We start from the raw sequence: 18,319 nt of genomic DNA, 5'->3' as shown, positions 1-18,319 counted from the left end.
GGCACGGCGGAACCCGCCGATTGTATGTCAAAAGCCGCCAGTGCTCGGGGCGCCGGCCCGGCGCCGGGGCATCCGGCGGCAATGCCTGCTTTCCCATACAATGGGTCGCGCCGGGCCACGCACCGTCATGGTGCGTGCACTGGCCATATAACAACATTTCGGAGATTCCCGAGCCATGCCGCTCCATCGCCTTGCCGCGCGCCGTCGCGTTTTCCTGTCCGCCACCGTTCGTACCGCACTGGCCGCATCCGTCCTGCCGATGCTGGCCGGCGCCGGCAGTGCCCTGGCCGCCGACGCCTTCCCGAGCAAACCCATCCGCTTCGTCGTGCCCTACGCGGCGGGCGGCACCACCGACCTGGTGGCGCGCACCGTCGGCCAGCGCGTTGCCGAGAAGCTGGGGCAGCCCGTGGTCATCGAGAACCGGCCCGGCGCGGGCGGCAACATCGGCATGGAAGCCGTGGCCAAGGCGCCTGCCGATGGCTACACGATCGGCTTTGGGGCCATTTCGACCAACGCGCTGAACCCGCATATCTACAAGCACGTACCGTTCGATCCGCGCCGCGATTTCACGGCCATCAGCCTGCTGGGCACCTCGACCATCGTGCTGGAAGTGAACAACGACCTGCCCGTGAAGACGGTGCCGGAACTGATCGCCTATGCCAAGGCGCATCCGGGCCTGACCTATGCCACGGCGGGCACCGGCACGTCGATGCACCTGGCCGGCGCGATGTTCTCGCAGATGACGCAGACCGGGCTGGTCCATGTGCCTTACAAGGGCAGCAGCCCGGCCATCAACGACATGCTGGGCGGTCATATCCAGGTGATGTTCGACAACCTGCCCGCGTCGCTGCCCCATATCCAGGCCGGCAAGCTGCGCGCGCTGGCCGTGGCGGGCAAGACGCGCTCGCCGTCGCTGCCCAACGTGCCCACGCTGGCCGAAGCCGGCCTCCCCGGCTACGCCGTGGAACCGTGGTTTGGCGTGTATGGCCCGGCCAACCTGCCCGCGCCGGTGACCCAGGCCCTGAACGCCGCCTTCGTCGAAGCCCTGGCCCGTCCCGACGTGCGCGACAAGCTGGCCCAGGCCGGTTTCAACCCGAAGGGATCGAGCGCCACCGAGCTGCAGGCGCTGACGCAAACCGAGTACGAGCGGTTCGGAAAGGTCGCAAAATCGGCGGCCATCACGGTGGACTGACCGCCGAGCCGCCTCGCTCGGCCCGGCGCGCATCCATTACAATCGCGCTGCATCGGGCCCTCTCGCCTCAGGGAGGGCCCCTACCGTTTGCCGAGCCCGCCATGAAACAGGATCCCCGCTTCCCCAACCTCTTCATCCTCGATCACCCGCTGATCCAGCACAAGCTGTCGCACATGCGCGACAAGGAAACGTCGACACGCACGTTCCGCGAGCTGCTGCGCGAGATCACGCTGCTGATGGGCTACGAGATCACGCGCAACCTGCCGCTGACCACGCGCCGCATCGAGACCCCGCTGGTGGAAGTGGACGCCCCCGTCATCGCCGGCAAGAAGCTGACGATCGTGCCGGTGCTGCGCGCCGGCGTGGGCATGAGCGACGGCCTGGTGGAGCTGATTCCGTCGGCGCGGATCGGCCACATCGGCGTGTACCGCGACGAACAGCACCGCCCGGTGGAGTATCTGGTGCGCCTGCCGGACCTGGAAGACCGCTCGTTCATCCTGTGCGATCCGATGGTGGCCACCGGCTACTCGGCCGCGCATGCGGTGGACGTGCTCAAGCGCCGGGGCGTCCCCGACGAAGCCATCACGTTCGTGGCGCTGGTCGCCGCGCCGGAAGGCGTCGAAGTGTTTCAGAAGGCGCATCCGGGCGTGAAGCTGTTCGTTGCGTCGCTGGACAGCCATCTGGACGCGCACGCCTATATCGTGCCGGGCCTCGGCGATGCGGGCGACCGCCTGTTCGGCACCAAGAACTGAGTGCCTGTGACGCCGGCTGGCGTTGTCCGAGCCGGCGGCATTTGATGCGCCTCAATGTTGATGGGGGCGGGCTGATCCAGACTGGAATGCCGTCTACGGCATATTCCAAGCAAGGAGCCACCCCATGGAAGCACTGAAAATCCTCACCTCCACGGCGACCGGCCTGGCCAGCCTGGCCGTCATCGCATTCATCATCGGCATGGCCGCCTTCTATGCCTGCCTGTTCGCCCGCAAGGCGCGCGAGGATGCGGAAGCGGCCAGGCGCGGCTCGGAATCATCGGGTCGCCCGCAATAAAAGACGCCCGCGCAATGCGGGCGTTTCCACATGGCGGCCCTGGCGGATGATTACTTTTTCTTGCCGCCGCCCAGCAGGCTGCCCAGCACACCGCGAATCAGTTCGCGCCCGACCTGCGACCCCACCGTACGGGCCGCCGACTTGGCCACCGACTCCAGGATCGAATCGCCACGCCCGGTCTTGCCCGTGCCGCGCGTGAGCGAGCCCCAGACTTCACCGACCCAGCCGCCCTCTTCCTGTGCCGGGGCGCCGCCCGGCTGGGCGCCAGGCTTCGGGGGAACCTTCGCATCGGCCGGCGTGCCGTTGGAGGCCTGCGCCACGGCGCCACGCAGTTTTTCGTAGGCCGATTCGCGGTCGATGGTCTGCTCGTACGTGCCGGCCACCAGCGAACTGGCGATCAGCGCCTTGCGTTCGTCGTCGTTGACCGGACCGATCCGGCTGCCCGGCGCCAGCACCCAGGCGCGCTCGGTCACGCCCGGCGTGCCCTTGGCATCGAGGCACGACACCAGCGCCTCGCCCACGCCCAGCTCGCCGATCACCTGTTCCAGATCCAGCTTCGGATTGGCCCGCATGGTCGTGGCCGCCACCTTGACCGCCTTCTGGTCGCGCGGCGTGAAGGCGCGCAGCGCGTGCTGTACGCGGTTGCCCAGCTGGCCCAGCACGGTGTCGGGGATATCCACGGGATTCTGCGTCACGAAATACACCCCCACGCCCTTGGACCGCACCAGCCGCACCACCTGCTCGATCTTGTCGAGCAGCGCCTTGGGGGCGTCGTTGAACAGCAGATGCGCCTCGTCGAAGAAGAACACGAGCTTGGGCTTGTCGAGATCGCCGGCCTCGGGCAGCTTTTCGAACAATTCCGATAGCATCCAGAGCAGGAAGGTGGCATAGAGGCGCGGCGCGTTCATCAGCTTGTCGGCCGCCAGGATATTGACGACGCCCTGGCCCTTCTCGGTCTGGATAAAGTCGTCCAGGTTCAGCATCGGTTCGCCGAAGAACCTGTCGGCGCCCTGCGATTCCAGCGCCACCAGGCCACGCTGGATGGCGCCGATCGACGCCGACGAGATATTGCCGTACTCGGTGGTGAACTGGCTGGCGTTGTCGCCCACGTACTGCAGCATCGCGCGCAGGTCCTTGGCATCGAGCAGCAGCAGGCCGCCGGCATCGGCAATGCGGAACACCAGGTTCAGCACGCCCTGCTGGGTGTCGTTGAGTTCCAGCATGCGCGACAGCAGCAGCGGGCCCATGTGCGACACCGTGGCGCGCACCGGATGGCCTTTTTCGCCGAACACGTCCCACAGCGTGGTCGGGCATCCGCCCCACACCGGCTCGGGCAGGCCGTGTTCCGCCAGGCGGGCCTTCAGCTTGTCCGATGGCTGGCCCGGCTGGGAAATGCCGGTCAGGTCACCTTTGACGTCGGCCATGAACACCGGCACGCCCAGCCGCGAGAAGCCCTGCGCCAGGGTCTGCAGCGTGACGGTCTTGCCGGTGCCGGTGGCGCCGGTGATCAGGCCGTGCCGGTTGCCCATTTCAGGCAGCAGCACCATTTCGTGGTCGGCGTTCTTGGCGATAAGGATGGGATCGGCCATGGCGGGGTCTCGTCGGTCGGCGGTCGGGGCAGGAAACAGGTGCGCTGCGGATAGGGAACGGGTACGGGCAGGGCAAACAACCCATACATGGCACTGCGGCGGCAGGGGCGCGTGATAAAATCCTGCGCTGATTATAGCCAGCAGATTGGCACATCAATCACATGGCGTGGCCGCCGGATCGTCAGGATTCGTCCCAGAGACCCATCCGGCCCGGCCCCGCCGGCGCAATGCCGCCGGGTTCCCACACCACACGACACGTTTTCCGCTTCGGAGAGAAACATGGCCGGTCATTCCAAATGGGCCAACATCAAACACAAGAAAGCTGCCGCTGACGCCAAGCGCGGCAAGATCTGGACACGCCTGATCAAGGAAATCACCGTGGCCGCCAAGCTCGGCGGCGGTGACATCGATTCGAACCCGCGCCTGCGCCTGGCCATGGAAAAGGCCATGGACGCCAACATGCCCAAGGACAACATCCAGCGGGCGATCCAGCGTGGCGTGGGTGGCCTGGAAGGCGCCAACTACGAAGAAATCCGCTACGAGGGCTACGGCCTGGCCGGCGCCGCCATCATCGTCGACTGCCTGACCGACAACCGCACCCGTACCGTGGCCGAAGTGCGCCACGCGTTCTCGAAGCACGGCGGCAACATGGGCACCGAGGGTTCGGTGGCGTTCATGTTCACGCACTGCGGCCAGTTCCTGTTCGCGCCGGAAACGCCCGAGGACAAGCTGATGGACGCCGCGCTCGAAGCCGGCGCCGACGACGTGGTGACCAACGACGACGGCTCGATCGAAGTCACCTGCCCGCCCAACGATTTCGGCGCGGTCAAGGCTGCCCTGGAAGCGGCCGGCTTCAAGGCCGAACTGGCCGACGTGGTGATGAAGCCGCAGAACGAGGTCAGCTTTACCGGCGACGACGCCGTCAAGATGCAGAAGCTGCTGGACGCGCTGGAAAACCTGGACGACGTACAGGAAGTCTTCACCAACGCGGTGATCGAGGAATAAGCCCTCACGCCGCGCCCCACGGCGGCAGCCCGGATCCCGGTCCAGCTGCCGCTTTTCGCATGCGTTTCTTTTCTGGCAGTGGATCATGAAAGTTTTGGTTGTCGGTTCCGGTGGGCGTGAGCACGCACTGGCCTGGAAATTGGCCCAGTCGCCCAAGGTGCAGGTCGTCTACGTGGCGCCGGGCAACGGCGGCACGGCGCTCGACAAGCGCCTGCAGAACGTGCCGCTGACCGATCCCGAAGTGCTGGCCGCCTTTGTGGAGCGTGAAGGCGTGGCCTTCACCGTGGTGGGCCCCGAGGCCCCGCTGGCCGCCGGTATCGTCGATGTGTTCCGCGCCCGCGGCCTGCGCATCTTCGGGCCGACCAAGGCTGCCGCGCAGCTGGAATCGTCGAAGGACTTCGCCAAGGCGTTCATGCATCGCCACGGCATCCCGACCGCCTTCTACAAGACGTTCTCGGACGCCGCCGGCGCCCACGCCTATATCGACGCGCAGGGCGCGCCGATCGTGATCAAGGCCGATGGCCTGGCCGCGGGCAAGGGCGTGGTGGTGGCGATGACGCTGGAAGAAGCGCACGGCGCCGTGGACATGATGCTGGCCGACAACAAGCTTGGCGATGCCGGCGCCCGCGTGGTGATCGAGGAATTCCTGGAAGGCGAGGAAGCCAGCTTCATCGTGATGGTGGACGGCAAGAACGTGCTGGCCCTGGCCACCAGCCAGGACCACAAGCGGCTGCTGGACGCCGACGCCGGCCCCAATACGGGCGGCATGGGCGCCTATTCGCCGGCCCCGGTGGTGACGCCGGCCCTGCACGCCCGCGCGCTGCGCGAGATCATCCTGCCGACCGTGCGCGGCATGGAAAAGGACGGCATCCCGTTCACGGGCTTCCTCTACGCCGGCCTGATGATCGACAAGGACGGCAACCCGAAGACGCTGGAATTCAACTGCCGCATGGGCGATCCGGAAACGCAGCCGATCATGGCGCGCCTGAAGACCGACCTGGTCGACGTGATGGAAGCCGCCGTGGATGGCAAGCTGGACCAGATCGAGCTGGACTGGGACCGCCGCACCGCGCTGGGCGTGGTCATTGCCGCCTACGACTACCCGGAAAACCCCCGCAAGGGTGACGTCATCACCGGCATCCCGGCCGAAACCGACGACGCCGTGACGTTCCACGCGGGCACCACGCTGCAGGACGGCACGCTGCGCACGTCCGGCGGCCGCGTGCTGTGCGTGGTGGGCCTGGCCGACACGGTCAGGGCCGCGCAGAAGAACGCCTACGCCGCCGTGGAGCAGATCCACTTCGACGGCATGCAGTTCCGGACCGACATCGGCTACCGCGCCATCAAGCGCTGACCGCGCCCACAGCCGTCGTCAGGCCGGTTTTTCCCGGATTCGCCCCGGACCCCGTGGGGCGAATCCAGCCGGTACAATCGTGACACCGCGATGACGGCCGGCCCCGCCCGGCCGTCTTTGCCACCGGCCACCCTCACCCGCCCATCATGATCGATTCCCAGGCAGTCCGTGACTATCTGCTCGGCCTGCAAGACCGCATCACCGACGCCGTTGCCGCCATCGACGGCCAGGCGTTCCTGACCGACAGCTGGGAGAAGCCCCCCACCGAACGCCTGCGCGGAAGCGGCCGCACGCGCATCCTGGAGGGCGGTGCGGTCATGGAACGGGCCGGCGTGGGCTTTTCGCACGTGCGCGGCGACACGCTGCCGCCATCGGCCAGCGCCAACCGGCCCGAACTGGCGGGGCGCAGCTTCGAGGCCCTGGGGGTGTCGCTGGTATTCCATCCGCGCAACCCGCATGTGCCTACCGTGCATATGAACGTGCGCTGCTTCATCGCCGTGAAGCCCGGTGCCGAGCCGGTCTGGTGGTTTGGCGGCGGCATGGACCTGACGCCCTACTACGGCGTCGCCGACGACTGCGCGCACTTCCACCGCACGTGCAAGGCGGCGCTGGCACCGTTTGGCGATGACCTGTACCCGCGCTTCAAGCAGTGGTGCGACGAATATTTCTTCCTCAGGCATCGCGGCGAGGCGCGCGGCATCGGCGGTATCTTCTTTGACGATGTCTCCGCCCCGGGCTTCGACCAGAGCTTTGCGATGATGCGCTCGGTGGGCGATGCCTTCCTGGACGCCTACCTGCCGATCCTGCGCGCGCGCAAGGACACTCCCTATGGCGAACGCGAGCGCGACTTCCAGGCCTATCGTCGCGGGCGCTACGTCGAATTCAACCTGGTGTTCGATCGCGGCACGCTGTTCGGGCTGCAGTCGGGCGGCCGTGCCGAGTCGATCCTGATGTCGATGCCCCCGCAGGTGACCTGGCGCTACGACTGGCAGCCCCAGCCGGGCACGCCGGAAGCGGCGCTCTATACCGATTTCCTGCCGGCGCGCGCGTGGGCCTGAACCTGATGACCGAAGCCCCCCAAGCCGCCGCCCGGCTCGACGACCCGCAGCGCCCCTACCGCCTGGGTATCCTCGGCGGCACCTTCGACCCGCCCCACCGCGGCCATGTCGCGCTGGCGCAACTGTGCATCGACCACCTGGACCTGGACGAACTGGTCTGGATCCCGACCGGCCATTCGTGGCAGAAGGGCGACCATGTGACCCCGGCCGCCGACCGCTTCGCCATGACCGAACTGGCGGCCGCATCGCTGGTGCCGGGCCGCGCCAAGGTACGTGTCAGCCGCATGGAAGTGGACCGCGACGGCCCGAGCTACACGATCGACACCGTACGTCACCTGCGCGACGCATACGGCCCGCATACGTCGATGGCGTGGCTGATGGGTGCCGACCAGTTGCTGCGGCTGCACACCTGGCACGGCTGGGAGGCGCTGTTCGAACAGGTGCACCTGTGCATCGCCACGCGGCCGGGCTTTCACCTGGAAGAACTGGGCGGGCCGGTGCTTGCCGCGCTGCAGGAACGCCTGGCGGACACGCACCTGATACAATGCTCGCCCTCCGGACATATGTGGATCGACCAGACGCTGGCCGTCGACCTGTCGTCCACCGGCCTGCGCGAGCACCTGGCCGAAGGCCTGTTGCCGGACCAGACGGATGACCGACTGCCGGCCGGCGTGGCACACTACATCGCGCGTCACGGGTTGTACCGACACCCCTCGCCCGACGCGCCCCTACCCGAATGAAGCTGAACAAGAAAGACACCATGGATATTCGTAAACTGCAGCGCGCGATCGTCGACGGGCTCGAGGATGTGAAGGCGCAGGACATCAAGGTGTTCGACACCACTCACCTGACCGAACTGTTCGACCGGGTGGTGATCGCCAGCGGCAATTCGAACCGCCAGACCAAGGCCCTGGCGGCATCGGTACGGGAAACGGTCAAGGACGCCGGCGGCCATATCGTGGCCGTGGAAGGCCTGGAGACCGGCGAATGGGTGCTGGTGGACTGCGGCGACGCCGTGGTGCATATCCTGCAGCCCCAACTGCGCCAGTACTACAACCTCGAGGAAATCTGGGGCGACAAGCCGGTCCGCGTGAAGCTGGCCGCTGCCAAGGGCCTGGCCAAGGCCAGCGAGCCGATGGACGACGAGGACGCCGAACCGGCCCCGCGCGTGCGCCGTGCGTCGAACCTGCGCCCGGCACTGGCCCGCCTGCCCGAAGGCATGAAGGAGCCGTCGCCGCCGATGGGCCACGAGGACACCGATCCGGACGCCATCGCCACGATCCGCAAGCCGGTCCGCAAGACCACCAGCACCGGCACCGGCACGGCCGCCAAGGCGCCGGCGCGCAAGACCACCACGGCGCGCAAGACGTCGGCCGGCACGGCCGCGAAGACGCCGGCCCGCAAGACGGCCGCCGGCACCGCCGCCAAGGCCCCGGCACGCAAGACCGCCACCGGCACGGCCACCAAGGCCCCGGCACGCAAGACGGCCGCCACCAAGACCGCAGCCGCGAAGACCGCCGCGCCGCGCAAGCGCGCCACGCGCTCGGCCTGAGCGCAGTCGGCCCGCTGTCCTGAAGGTATTTCCACCGGGCATCGCACATGCAACTCGTGATCGTGGCGGTTGGCCACAAGATGCCCGCGTGGATCGAATCCGGCTTTGCCGAGTACACCAAGCGGATGCCGCCCGAGCTGCGCATCGAGCTTCGCGAGGTCAAGCCCGAAGCGCGGTCGTCCAGCAACAACGCCGCCACGGTGATGCAGCGTGAAGCGGCGCGCATCGAGGCCGTGCTGGGTTCGCTGTCGAAGCAGTTGCGGATCGTCGCGCTTGACGAGCGCGGCAAGGACTGGACCACCGTGCAGCTGGCCGAGCAGTTGACCGGGTGGCAGCGCGAAGGCGGCGACGTCGCCTTCCTGATCGGCGGTGCCGACGGGCTCGATCCCGCGCTCAAGGCGCGCGCCCAGACGCTGGTGCGCCTGTCCAGCCTGACCCTGCCGCACGGCATGGTGCGCGTGCTGCTGGCCGAACAGCTATACCGCGCCTGGTCGGTCACGCAGAACCACCCGTACCACCGCGCCTGATCCAATCCCCCCCTGGTTCGCTCCCCTCTCCCGCTTGCGGGAGAGGGGAACCAGGCCCACACGGGCCGCGGAAGCCGATGCCGAGCCGGTACAATCGTCGCCAACAACTGCTGGCCGATTTCCGTGACCTCCATCCTCTATCTTGCTTCCCAATCTCCCCGCCGCCGCGAACTGCTGACCCAGCTTGGCGTCCAGTACGAACTGCTGCTGGCCGATGCCGGCGAAGACGCCGAGGCGCTCGAAGCCATACTGCCCGGTGAATCGCCCGACGCCTACGTACAGCGGGTCTGCGCGCTCAAGGCCGATGCCGCACTGCAGCGCCGCGTGCGGCGCGGCCTGCCCGATGCGCCGATCCTGACCTCCGATACCACCGTCTGCCGGGGTGGCGACATCCTCGGCAAGCCGATTGACGCCGCCGATGCCGCGCGCATGCTGGCCACGCTGTCCGGCACCACGCACCGCGTGCTGACGGCAGTGACCGTGGTGTCGGCGCTGGGCCCGCGCCATGCGCTGTCGATCTCGCACGTCACATTCCGCGCCATGGGCGCCGCCGAGATCGACCGCTACGTGGCCAGTGGCGAGCCGCTCGGGAAGGCCGGCGCCTATGGCATCCAGGGGCGCGCAGCCGAGTTCGTCGAGCGTATCGACGGGAGCTATTCGGGTATCATGGGCCTGCCCTTGTTCGAGACGGCGGCGCTGTTGCGCGAGGCGGGTCTGCGCTTCTGACCTCGCCCCCTCCGCCGCATCCGGCCAGGGCATGCAGGGGTCAGATGCCCGGTCTCCCCGGGCGACAACAACAAGCGCCGGCAGACCGGCGACGGCATCCATGGCTATGACCGAAGACATCCTCGTCAATATCACGCCGCAAGAGACCCGTGTGGCCATCGTGCAGCAGGCGGCCGTGCAGGAACTGCACGTCGAACGCACGCTCACGCGCGGGCTGGTCGGCAACATCTATCTGGGCAAGGTCGTGCGCGTGCTGCCGGGCATGCAGTCGGCATTCATCGATGTGGGCCTGGAGCGCGCGGCGTTCCTGCACGTGGCCGACATCTGGCATCCGCGCGACGGCGAGAAGAACGGCCACCTGGCCATCGAGAAGACGCTGTTCGAAGGCCAGGCGCTGATGGTGCAGGTGATCAAGGACCCGATCGGCACCAAGGGCGCGCGGCTGTCCACGCAGGTCAGCATCGCGGGCCGCACGCTGGTGTACCTGCCGCAGGACCCGCATATCGGCATCTCGCAGCGCATCGAAGGCGAAATCGACCGCGAGGCGCTGCGCTCACGCGTGCAGGGCCTGGTGCCGGGCGACGAGCGCGGCGGCTTCATCGTGCGGACCATTGCCGAGGAAGCCAGCGACGAGGAACTGAGCAACGACATCGCCTACCTGCGCAAGATCTGGGCGTCGATCCGGCTGAACGCCACCACGCAGCCGGCGCCGAGCCTGCTGTACCAGGACCTGAACCTGGCCCAGCGCGTGCTGCGCGATTTCATCAACGACGCCACGGGCGTGATCCAGGTGGACTCGCGCGAGAATTTCGTGAAGCTCGTCGAGTTTGCCCAGGAATACACGCCGGCGGTGCTGTCGCGCCTGTCGCACTACACCGGCGAGCGCCCGATCTTCGACCTGTTCAATATCGACGCCGAGATCGAGAAGGCGCTGTCGCGCCGGGTGGACCTGAAGTCCGGCGGCTACCTGATGATCGACCAGACCGAGGCGATGACGACGATCGACGTCAATACCGGCGGCTACGTCGGCGCGCGCAACTTCGACGACACGATCTTCAAGACCAACCTCGAAGCGGCGCACACCATCGCGCGCCAGCTGCGCCTGCGCAACCTGGGCGGCATCATCATCATCGACTTCATCGACATGGAGAACGTGGAGCATCGCGACGCGGTGCTCTCGGAGCTCAAGCGCGCGCTGTCGCGCGACCGCACGCGCATCACGGTGAACGGCTTCTCGCAGCTGGGCCTGGTGGAGATGACGCGCAAGCGCACGCGCGAATCGCTGGCGCATGTGCTGTGCGAGCAATGCCCGGTCTGCACCGGCAAGGGCCAGGTCAAGACCGCGCGGACGGTCTGCTACGACGTGCTGCGCGAGATCATGCGCGAATCGCGCCAGTTCAACCCGCGCGAATTCCGCATCCTGGCCTCGCAGGAAGTGATCGACCTGTTCCTCGAAGAGGAAAGCCAGCACATGGCCATGCTGGGCGACTTCATCGGCAAGCCGATTTCGCTGCAGGTGGAATCGACGTTCCACCAGGAACAGTACGACATCATCCTGATGTAAGGCACAGCCCCGGCTCCTGCATGGCGCCGGGCGCTGAACCACGGGCCTGACATCGGTTGCACGGCCTGCCGCGCGCCGCTCGGCCATCTGCCCCGTCCCACCCCCGCCCTGCGCCCCATCGCGCACTCGCCTCCCCGCATCGAAAAACCTCTGCCTCACGTCATCGTTCTGTCATCCGCCCTCGCCAGAATGCGCAGGTCATTCAAGCAAGGGAGTCGACATGACGCATGCAATCGAAGTGCGCGGCCTGAGAAAGTCGTTCCGCGCGGACCGCAAGGCGCTTGACGACGTCACGCTGCACATCGCCCCCGGCGAGATGGTTGCCCTGCTGGGCGCCTCGGGTTCGGGCAAGTCGACGCTGCTGCGCCACATGGCCGGCTTTGTCGCTGGCGACACCGGTTCGGGCGAGATTCTCGTCAACGGCCGCACGGTGCAGCGCAACGGCCGTCTGGCGCGCGATGTCCGCAAGGTGCGCGCAGAGATTGGATTCGTGTTCCAGCAGTTCAACCTGGTGGGCCGCCTGCCGGTGATCACCAACGTGCTGGTCGGCCTGCTGACCCGCGTGCCCAAGTGGCGCAGCCTGATCCGCTATTTCAAGGCGGACGAAGTGCAGACCGGCCTCGATGCATTGGCCCAGGTTGGTATAGACGACTATGCGTTTCAGCGCGCCTCGACGCTGTCGGGTGGCCAGCAGCAGCGCGCCGCCATCGCCCGCACGCTGGTGCAGAACGCCCGCGTGATCCTGGCCGACGAGCCGATTGCGTCGCTGGACCCCGAATCGTCGCGTCGCGTGATGTCGCTGCTTGCCCAGATCAATCGCACCCGCAAGGTAGCCGTGGTGGTGTCGCTGCACCAGGTGGATGTGGCCATGCGCTACTGCCCCCGTGTGGTGGCCCTGCGCCACGGGAAGGTGGTGTACGACGGTCCCTCGGCCGCGCTGACGCCGAAGATGCTGCGCGACCTGTACGGCACCGAGGCCGACGAGCTGCTGCACGACAGCGTGCCCGACGCGCCGGCGCCGGCCGCCGGCGTACCCGTCCCGGCCATGGTCCGGATGGACCTGGCCACCGCCTGATCGCATTTTTACGAATTACCCAGACCGCGTTTCCCCATCAGTCTTTCCAAACGGAGTTTTCGATGCTTCGCAGAACCTTCCTCGCCGTGGTGGCCTCGGGTGTCGTGGCGCTGCCCGCCTTTGCCCAGGATGCCAAGACCCTGAACATCGGCTTCATCTCGACCGAATCGTCGTCGAACCTGAAGAATGCGTGGCAGCCGGTCATCGACGACCTGAGCAAGACGCTGGGCGTGCCGGTCAAGCCGTTCTTTGCCTCGGACTACGCCGGCATCATCGAAGGCATGCGCTTCAACAAGGTGCAGATCGCCTGGTTCGGCAACAAGTCGGCCATGGAAGCCGTGGACCGCGCCAATGGCGAAGTGTTCGCGTCGGTGATCGACAAGGACGGCAACCCGGGCTACTGGTCGCTGCTGATCGTGCGCAAGGACAGCGACCTGAAGTCGGTCGAGGACGTGATCAAGCGCGGCCGCGATCTGTCGTACGGCGCCGGCGACCCGAATTCGACGTCGGGGACGGCCGTACCGGGGTACTACCTGTGGGCCGCCAACAAGGTGGAACCGAAGACGCTGTTCAAGGCCGTGCGCATCAGCAACCACGAAACCAACCTGCTGTCGGTGCTGAACAAGCAGGTGGATGTGGCCGTGAACAACACCGAAAACTTCGAACGCTACCGCATCAACACGGGCAAGAACGCCTATGACGAAGTGCGCGTGCTGTGGAAGTCGCCGCTGATCCCGGCCGATCCGCTGGTCTACCGCAAGGACCTGTCGCCGGAGATGAAGAAGAAGATCCAGACCTTCTTCGTCAACTACGGCAAGGGCGCCAACGCCGCGCGCGAGAAGGAAACGCTGGCCGCGCTGACCTACCAGGGCTTCCGCCCGTCGAGCGATGCCCAGCTGGTGCCGATCCGCCAGATCGAGCTGGCCAAGGAAAAGGCCAGGATCGAGACCGATACCACGCTGGCCGCCGCCGACAAGGAAAAGAAGCTGGCCGACGTGACGCGTCGCCTGGCCGACCTGGACAAGGCGGCCGCCGCCACCGTGCAGCAGTAAGCCGTACCGGAGACCGGCGATGCCCGATGCGGGCGCTGCCGGTCTTCCCTGTTTCCCGCCTTCCCTTCCGGATTCCCCATGACCGCCACCGCCAAGCCTGGCCTGCCCCCTTCGCCCCAAAGCCATGTTCGGCCGCCGCGCACGTCCCTGTCCGTGATGCTGATCTGGGCAGTGCTACTGGCTCTGCTCGCCATGTCGTGGCAGGGCGCCGACATGCGCCCGCTGGACCTGTTGCGCGATGCCGGCAACATGGCAAAGTTCGCCGCCGATTTCTTCCCGCCCAACTTCCGCGACTGGCAGAACTATCTCGACGAGATGCTGGTGACGGTACAGATCGCGCTGTGGGGCACCGCACTGGCCGTGCTGATGGCCGTGCCGCTGGGGCTGCTGTGCTCGGCCAACATCGTGCCGGTATGGGTGTACCAGCCCGCCCGGCGCATCATGGATGCCTGCCGCGCCATCAATGAAATGGTGTTCGCGATGCTGTTCATCGTCGCCGTGGGCCTGGGTCCGTTCGCCGGCGTGCTGGCCATCTGGATCCACACCATGGGCGTGCTGGCAAAGCTGTTTGCCGAAGCCGTCGAGGCCATCGACCCGCGCCCCGTGGAAGGCGTGCGCGCCACCGGCGCCGGCCCGATCGAGGAAATCGTCTACGGCGTGATCCCGCAGGTGCTGCCGCTGTGGCTGTCGTTCGCGCTGTATCGCTTCGAATCGAACGTGCGCTCGGCGTCGGTGGTGGGCATCGTCGGTGCCGGTGGCATCGGCACCGTGCTGTGGGAGATCATTCGCAGCTTCCAGTACGCCCAGACCTGCGCGGTGATGATCATCATCATCCTGTTCGTGGTGGCCATCGACATGATGTCGGCCCAGATCCGCAAGGTGCTGGTATGACATCCGGCGGCGCGCTGCGTGCGCCACGTGTGAGGCGCGATGCCTGACGCGGGGCGCGCCAGGGATTGAGACGCTGGCCCTCTCCCCCGCCCCTCTCCCGCCACGCGGGAGAGGGGAGAAAACCACGGGATATCAGCCGCGCTCTGGTTGCTAACCCCTCCCGCCACGAGGAAGGGGGAGAAAACCACGGGACATCAGCCGCGCTCTGGTAGCTCCCCTCTCCCGCCACGCGGGAGAGGGGCCGGGGGAGAGGGTCAGCCGGTCAACCGGCGATCAGGCTGGCAAACGCGTCAGCCGAATCCTTCAGTTCACCGCTGTTGTCGATTTCGACCAGCCGGCAGCCAGCCGGCACATCGAACGGTTGCGTGGCCCGTGCCAGGCGCCCGGCAATCGCCGCTTCGGTTTCGCGGCCACGATTGCGCAGGCGCACCGCCAGCGTCTCGGGTTTCACGCGCACATGCACGGCACAGAGCTTCGGATAGCGCGCCGCCGCGTCGGGCAGGTATTCGCGCGATCCATTGACGATGACCTTCAGGCCCTGCGCCAGCCACTGCTCGATCTCCACGCCGATACCGTAATGCAAGCCGTGGCTCTGCCAGTGCATGGCCAGGCAGCCCAGCCCGACGCGGCGCGTGAACTCATCGGCGGTCAGCGCCACCGACGCCTCGTTGGCATCGGCGGCGCGCGTGATATAGCGATGGGCGATGACCACCGGGTCGGCCGGCTTCAGCCGTTCGTGCAGGGCCCGCAGCAGTGAATCCTTGCCGCTGCCGGACGGGCCCATCACGTAGAACAGGCCATTGCCGTCGGTCTCAGGGCGGAGACTCATGCCAGCCAGCCCGCGCCGGCACCGTCCACCGTGGTGCCGTCGAAGCGATAGTGACGCGCGGCGACGAAGTCGGCGCCGGCCTCGGGTTGCACATAAAGACTGATGCTGTCCACGTGCAGCGGCTGCTCCAGCAGCCGGGCGCCCGCCGCCGACAGCCTATCGAAGGCCGCGGCCTCGTCGGCCGCGTCGAGCATGCCGGTCAGCGTGATGTGGAAAGTGAACGTGTCGAACACGTACGGATAGCCCCATGCATCGAGATGCCGCCGTTGCGCCGGACTCAGCCGGTCCGGGTTGCGGCGCGCGATCTCGGCTTCGGTGGGCGGCGCGCGGAAACGATCGAACCCGGTGACGCAGGCATCGGCCAGCGCATGCATCCGCCGGCCGCCCTCGCCGTCGGCATCGTCCAGACACCAGGCCAGGAAGCCGCGCAGCGCACGCAGCGTCAGCGGGGCGTCGAACGGCTGGCGCCCCGCAGCGAAGGCGCGCATGGCGCCATCGAGCATGGCCGCGTCCGTGCCTTCGGCCAACCGGAATGGCGGTTTCAAGGTCGCGTGCAGCGCGTAGTGCGCGGGGGCCTTGACCCACTCGGCGGGCCGCTGTGCGATGCCCGGGGGCAGCGGCAGCGCGGCACCCGTATCGGCATCGCGGCCCAGCCATTGCGCGCCGAAGCTGCGGAATGGCTCGGCAGGTGCCAGGTAGATCGCATAGCGATGGGCCGATCGGGAGGGTCGGGTCGCCTGGCTCATGCGGCCAGGCTGGCCTGGTTGGCCAGGTCGATCAGCGGCAGCGCCACGGCGGCGTGGCGCAGTTCGCCATTGACGATGGTGCCGCACACGCGCGGCAGGCCCGGCAGGCTGTCGTCGATCAGCACCGCATCGGCACGCATGCCCGGCACCAGCGCGCCACGGTCGCGCAGGCCGGCCGCGCGTGCCGGGTTACGCGACACCAGATGCCAGGCCTCGGGCAGGCTGCAGACACCCAGTTGCACGAGCTTGAACGCAGCCTGCAGCGGCGCGGGATAGTAATAATCCGAAGCCAGCACGGTACAGAGGCCAGCGGCAATCATTTCGGTGGCATTGGGCGCGCCGGTGTGGCTCTGGCCGCGCAGCACATTGGGGGCACCGAACACGGTCTCGTCGCCGATCTGGCGCGCCAGCCTGGCCACTTCCACGGTCAGCGGAAATTCGGCGATGGCGCAGCCCTGGCGATGGTAGTGCTGGCGCGTGGCCACATCGGGATCGTCGTGCGACGCCACCGGCAGGCCAGCCTCGCGCGCGGCACTGATCAGTTGCGAAACGGCGGCCGGCACGTCCTGCGCGTGGCGGCTGGCCGCGCGCAGGCGGCTGCGGAATGCCTCCATGTCGCACTCGGCGCGCTCGGCGTATTGGGCCAGCTTGCGCTCGTCGTTCATGCGGCGCGCCATGGTCGGCAGATGGTCGTTGATGGCCAGCAGGCTCACGCGGCCATCGGCCATCCATTGCAGGGCCGTCTCCACGCCGGCCAGGTGGTAGGCCTCGAAGCGCAGGTGCACCTTGTGCGACGCACCGAGCACCGGCGCCAGTTGCGACAGCGCCTCGAACATGCGCACCGCGTAGGCTTCACCGCGCAGCCCCCCTTCCCAGGACAGCGTCACGCCGTGGAATTCGGTCGTGATGCCATGCGCCAGCAGCTGGCGGTCCACATCGAGCAGCGCCGGGCCATATGGAAAGCTGACGCCGGGACGCGGCATCACCGACCGTTCGAACGCATCGCCATGGATATCGACGATGCCGGGCAGCACCAGCAGGTCTCCGGCGTCGATGCAGGGGCCGCTGCCGCCGGCCTGCTGCGCGATGTTGCCTTGCTCGAAGCCCAGCGTGGCGGGGGCGATGGTACCGGCACCCAGCACACGGCGGCCAGTGATGCCGTGCAGCGGGAGCGAACAGGTTTGTATTGTCGTTTGCATGATGGGCGTTACGGGTTCGCCAGCAAGTTAGCGCCGGCACATGACATACATATGTCTAGACCAATAGGGTCGCATGCCGGATCAAGCCATGAGGCCGACTGTGCCGCCAGGGCAAGCGGCCCGTCTGTCAGTCGTTGTCGGACACCGTAAGCTGCACCCAGTCGCCAGCGAATCGGGTCATGCTGTACTGCACGGGCACGCCGTCGATATCGACGTTGAGCGCCTCCACCTGCAGCACGGGGCGCGTCTTGGGCTGGTTCAGCAGCCGCGCCACCGGGGCGCTGGGCATGGCCGCGGTGATGCGCGACCACTTGCGCGTGTAGTCGGCAATGCCGAACTGCGCCAGCGCACGCGAAATGGACTGCGTCTCGCGCACGGCATCTTCCAGGCCCGGAAACCGCTTCGGATCGAAATAATGCTCGGCGACGTCGATGGTGCGCGCTTCGGCCTTGCCCACCATCTGGATATGCAGGATATCGGCCGTGCGCGGCAGGCCCAGGTGCCTGGCAATCTCCGGCGCGCGCAGCGTCTGGCTGTCGACGATCTCCAGATGCCCGCGCATGCCCTGCGCGGCCAGGTTCTGCGAAAAGCGCGTGCGGCGGCCGATCGCGTAGTCGATCGCATGCTCCTGCACGAAGGTACCGCGGCCCTGCTCGATGCGAACCAGACCGCTCAGTTCCAGTTCGCCCATCGCGCGGCGGATGGTGTGCCGGTTCACGGCAAAGCGCGTGGCCAGTTCCGGCTCCGGCGGCAGCTGCTCGCCGGGACCATAGAGTTTGTTGCGGATGTCCTCCGCCAGCGCCTCGCCAATCTGGCGCCACACCGCCACGCCGGAGCCCCGTTCCACTTCCCGATCAGACATCTTCGCTCTGCCCTGTGTCATCAAGCCTTAATGGTTGCCGTGCGATTGTGC

19 protein-coding genes are annotated in these 18,319 nt (G+C 67.3%); 14 read left to right on the top strand and 5 right to left on the bottom strand.

Annotated features, from left to right (window positions below; all coding sequences use genetic code 11):
• Positions 1-175: 175 nt before the first annotated feature.
• From AC3G88_RS07350 to AC3G88_RS07340, 3 genes are all read left to right on the top strand, one after another.
• A complete protein-coding gene (locus AC3G88_RS07350) occupies positions 176-1,192 on the top strand; it encodes a Bug family tripartite tricarboxylate transporter substrate binding protein (protein WP_488771150.1) in 1,017 nt (338 codons plus the stop codon).
• Positions 1,193-1,293: 101 nt separating this feature from the next.
• Complete coding sequence (gene upp, locus AC3G88_RS07345) at positions 1,294-1,944, top strand: uracil phosphoribosyltransferase (protein WP_153947501.1); 651 nt, start codon at positions 1,294-1,296, stop codon at positions 1,942-1,944.
• Between the two features lie 124 nt (positions 1,945-2,068).
• Entirely contained in the window at positions 2,069-2,239 is a 171-nt protein-coding gene (locus AC3G88_RS07340; RefSeq protein WP_092594764.1) for a DUF3149 domain-containing protein, read from the top strand.
• Positions 2,240-2,289: 50 nt separating this feature from the next.
• Here AC3G88_RS07340 and AC3G88_RS07335 read toward each other — a convergent pair whose 3' ends face one another.
• Complete coding sequence (locus AC3G88_RS07335) at positions 2,290-3,828, bottom strand: helicase HerA-like C-terminal domain-containing protein (RefSeq protein WP_488771147.1); 1,539 nt, start codon at positions 3,826-3,828, stop codon at positions 2,290-2,292.
• 279 nt (positions 3,829-4,107) lie between these two features.
• Here AC3G88_RS07335 and AC3G88_RS07330 point away from each other — a divergent pair, with 279 nt between their 5' ends.
• The 11 genes from AC3G88_RS07330 to phnE all read left to right on the top strand — a co-directional run bounded on the left by AC3G88_RS07330 (position 4,108) and on the right by phnE (position 14,632).
• Positions 4,108-4,833 (top strand): YebC/PmpR family DNA-binding transcriptional regulator, encoded by a 726-nt coding sequence (locus tag AC3G88_RS07330; protein ID WP_092594768.1) that lies wholly within the window; start codon positions 4,108-4,110, stop codon positions 4,831-4,833.
• 85 nt (positions 4,834-4,918) lie between these two features.
• Entirely contained in the window at positions 4,919-6,187 is a 1,269-nt protein-coding gene (gene purD, locus AC3G88_RS07325) for a phosphoribosylamine--glycine ligase (RefSeq protein WP_488771145.1), read from the top strand.
• 146 nt (positions 6,188-6,333) lie between these two features.
• Positions 6,334-7,245 (top strand): oxygen-dependent coproporphyrinogen oxidase, encoded by a 912-nt coding sequence (gene hemF / locus AC3G88_RS07320; protein WP_488771143.1) that lies wholly within the window; start codon positions 6,334-6,336, stop codon positions 7,243-7,245.
• 5 nt (positions 7,246-7,250) lie between these two features.
• Positions 7,251-7,985, top strand: coding sequence for a nicotinate-nucleotide adenylyltransferase (locus AC3G88_RS07315; protein ID WP_400392166.1), 735 nt, complete (start codon positions 7,251-7,253; stop codon positions 7,983-7,985).
• Positions 7,986-8,005: 20 nt separating this feature from the next.
• Positions 8,006-8,797 (top strand): ribosome silencing factor, encoded by a 792-nt coding sequence (gene rsfS, locus AC3G88_RS07310; protein ID WP_488771140.1) that lies wholly within the window; start codon positions 8,006-8,008, stop codon positions 8,795-8,797.
• A 47-nt stretch (positions 8,798-8,844) separates the two neighbouring features.
• The gene (gene rlmH, locus AC3G88_RS07305; protein WP_153947490.1) at positions 8,845-9,324 is read left to right on the top strand and encodes a 23S rRNA (pseudouridine(1915)-N(3))-methyltransferase RlmH; all 480 of its coding nucleotides are present in this window, start codon (positions 8,845-8,847) and stop codon (positions 9,322-9,324) included.
• A 123-nt stretch (positions 9,325-9,447) separates the two neighbouring features.
• On the top strand, positions 9,448-10,050 hold the full coding sequence (locus tag AC3G88_RS07300; protein WP_488771138.1) for a Maf family protein: 603 nt from the start codon (positions 9,448-9,450) through the stop codon (positions 10,048-10,050).
• A 106-nt stretch (positions 10,051-10,156) separates the two neighbouring features.
• Complete coding sequence (gene rng / locus AC3G88_RS07295; protein ID WP_153947648.1) at positions 10,157-11,614, top strand: ribonuclease G; 1,458 nt, start codon at positions 10,157-10,159, stop codon at positions 11,612-11,614.
• 220 nt (positions 11,615-11,834) lie between these two features.
• Positions 11,835-12,689 (top strand): phosphonate ABC transporter ATP-binding protein, encoded by an 855-nt coding sequence (gene phnC / locus AC3G88_RS07290; RefSeq protein ID WP_488771137.1) that lies wholly within the window; start codon positions 11,835-11,837, stop codon positions 12,687-12,689.
• Between the two features lie 62 nt (positions 12,690-12,751).
• Positions 12,752-13,741: a phosphonate ABC transporter substrate-binding protein gene (phnD, locus tag AC3G88_RS07285; protein WP_488771135.1), complete on the top strand. Its 990-nt coding sequence runs from the start codon at positions 12,752-12,754 to the stop codon at positions 13,739-13,741.
• Positions 13,742-13,819: 78 nt separating this feature from the next.
• Positions 13,820-14,632, top strand: a complete 813-nt coding sequence (phnE, locus tag AC3G88_RS07280) for a phosphonate ABC transporter, permease protein PhnE (RefSeq protein WP_488771133.1) — start codon at positions 13,820-13,822, stop codon at positions 14,630-14,632.
• 262 nt (positions 14,633-14,894) lie between these two features.
• Here the strand turns inward: phnE and phnN are convergent, their stop codons facing one another.
• From phnN to phnF, 4 genes are all read right to left on the bottom strand, one after another.
• Positions 14,895-15,461, bottom strand: coding sequence for a phosphonate metabolism protein/1,5-bisphosphokinase (PRPP-forming) PhnN (gene phnN / locus AC3G88_RS07275; RefSeq protein WP_488771131.1), 567 nt, complete (start codon positions 15,459-15,461; stop codon positions 14,895-14,897).
• Positions 15,458-16,207, bottom strand: coding sequence for a DUF1045 domain-containing protein (locus tag AC3G88_RS07270; RefSeq protein WP_488771129.1), 750 nt, complete (start codon positions 16,205-16,207; stop codon positions 15,458-15,460). Before AC3G88_RS07270 ends, phnN begins: the two co-directional genes overlap by 4 nt.
• The gene (locus AC3G88_RS07265; RefSeq protein ID WP_488771127.1) at positions 16,204-17,406 is read right to left on the bottom strand and encodes an alpha-D-ribose 1-methylphosphonate 5-triphosphate diphosphatase; all 1,203 of its coding nucleotides are present in this window, start codon (positions 17,404-17,406) and stop codon (positions 16,204-16,206) included. The genes AC3G88_RS07270 and AC3G88_RS07265 overlap by 4 nt, the downstream gene beginning before the upstream one ends.
• Before the next feature lie 127 nt (positions 17,407-17,533).
• On the bottom strand, positions 17,534-18,268 hold the full coding sequence (gene phnF, locus AC3G88_RS07260) for a phosphonate metabolism transcriptional regulator PhnF (RefSeq protein WP_488771125.1): 735 nt from the start codon (positions 18,266-18,268) through the stop codon (positions 17,534-17,536).
• Between the last annotated feature and the right edge of the window lie 51 nt (positions 18,269-18,319).

Source organism: Cupriavidus sp. 86D6 (assembly GCF_057815095.1).
This window is presented reverse-complemented; position numbering and strand designations above follow the sequence as displayed.

Excerpts from the sequence above, each read along its gene's own strand:
- AC3G88_RS07350 (WP_488771150.1), top strand. The coding sequence starts at position 176 with ATGCCGCTCCATCGCCTTGCCGCGCGCCGTCGCGTTTTCCTGTCCGCC.
- upp (WP_153947501.1), top strand. The coding sequence starts at position 1,294 with ATGAAACAGGATCCCCGCTTCCCCAACCTCTTCATCCTCGATCACCCG.
- AC3G88_RS07340 (WP_092594764.1), top strand. The coding sequence starts at position 2,069 with ATGGAAGCACTGAAAATCCTCACCTCCACGGCGACCGGCCTGGCCAGC.
- AC3G88_RS07335 (WP_488771147.1), bottom strand. The coding sequence starts at position 3,828 with ATGGCCGATCCCATCCTTATCGCCAAGAACGCCGACCACGAAATGGTG.
- AC3G88_RS07330 (WP_092594768.1), top strand. The coding sequence starts at position 4,108 with ATGGCCGGTCATTCCAAATGGGCCAACATCAAACACAAGAAAGCTGCC.
- purD (WP_488771145.1), top strand. The coding sequence starts at position 4,919 with ATGAAAGTTTTGGTTGTCGGTTCCGGTGGGCGTGAGCACGCACTGGCC.
- hemF (WP_488771143.1), top strand. The coding sequence starts at position 6,334 with ATGATCGATTCCCAGGCAGTCCGTGACTATCTGCTCGGCCTGCAAGAC.
- AC3G88_RS07315 (WP_400392166.1), top strand. The coding sequence starts at position 7,251 with ATGACCGAAGCCCCCCAAGCCGCCGCCCGGCTCGACGACCCGCAGCGC.
- rsfS (WP_488771140.1), top strand. The coding sequence starts at position 8,006 with ATGGATATTCGTAAACTGCAGCGCGCGATCGTCGACGGGCTCGAGGAT.
- rlmH (WP_153947490.1), top strand. The coding sequence starts at position 8,845 with ATGCAACTCGTGATCGTGGCGGTTGGCCACAAGATGCCCGCGTGGATC.
- rng (WP_153947648.1), top strand. The coding sequence starts at position 10,157 with ATGACCGAAGACATCCTCGTCAATATCACGCCGCAAGAGACCCGTGTG.
- phnC (WP_488771137.1), top strand. The coding sequence starts at position 11,835 with ATGACGCATGCAATCGAAGTGCGCGGCCTGAGAAAGTCGTTCCGCGCG.
- phnD (WP_488771135.1), top strand. The coding sequence starts at position 12,752 with ATGCTTCGCAGAACCTTCCTCGCCGTGGTGGCCTCGGGTGTCGTGGCG.
- phnE (WP_488771133.1), top strand. The coding sequence starts at position 13,820 with ATGACCGCCACCGCCAAGCCTGGCCTGCCCCCTTCGCCCCAAAGCCAT.
- phnN (WP_488771131.1), bottom strand. The coding sequence starts at position 15,461 with ATGAGTCTCCGCCCTGAGACCGACGGCAATGGCCTGTTCTACGTGATG.
- AC3G88_RS07270 (WP_488771129.1), bottom strand. The coding sequence starts at position 16,207 with ATGAGCCAGGCGACCCGACCCTCCCGATCGGCCCATCGCTATGCGATC.
- AC3G88_RS07265 (WP_488771127.1), bottom strand. The coding sequence starts at position 17,406 with ATGCAAACGACAATACAAACCTGTTCGCTCCCGCTGCACGGCATCACT.
- phnF (WP_488771125.1), bottom strand. The coding sequence starts at position 18,268 with ATGTCTGATCGGGAAGTGGAACGGGGCTCCGGCGTGGCGGTGTGGCGC.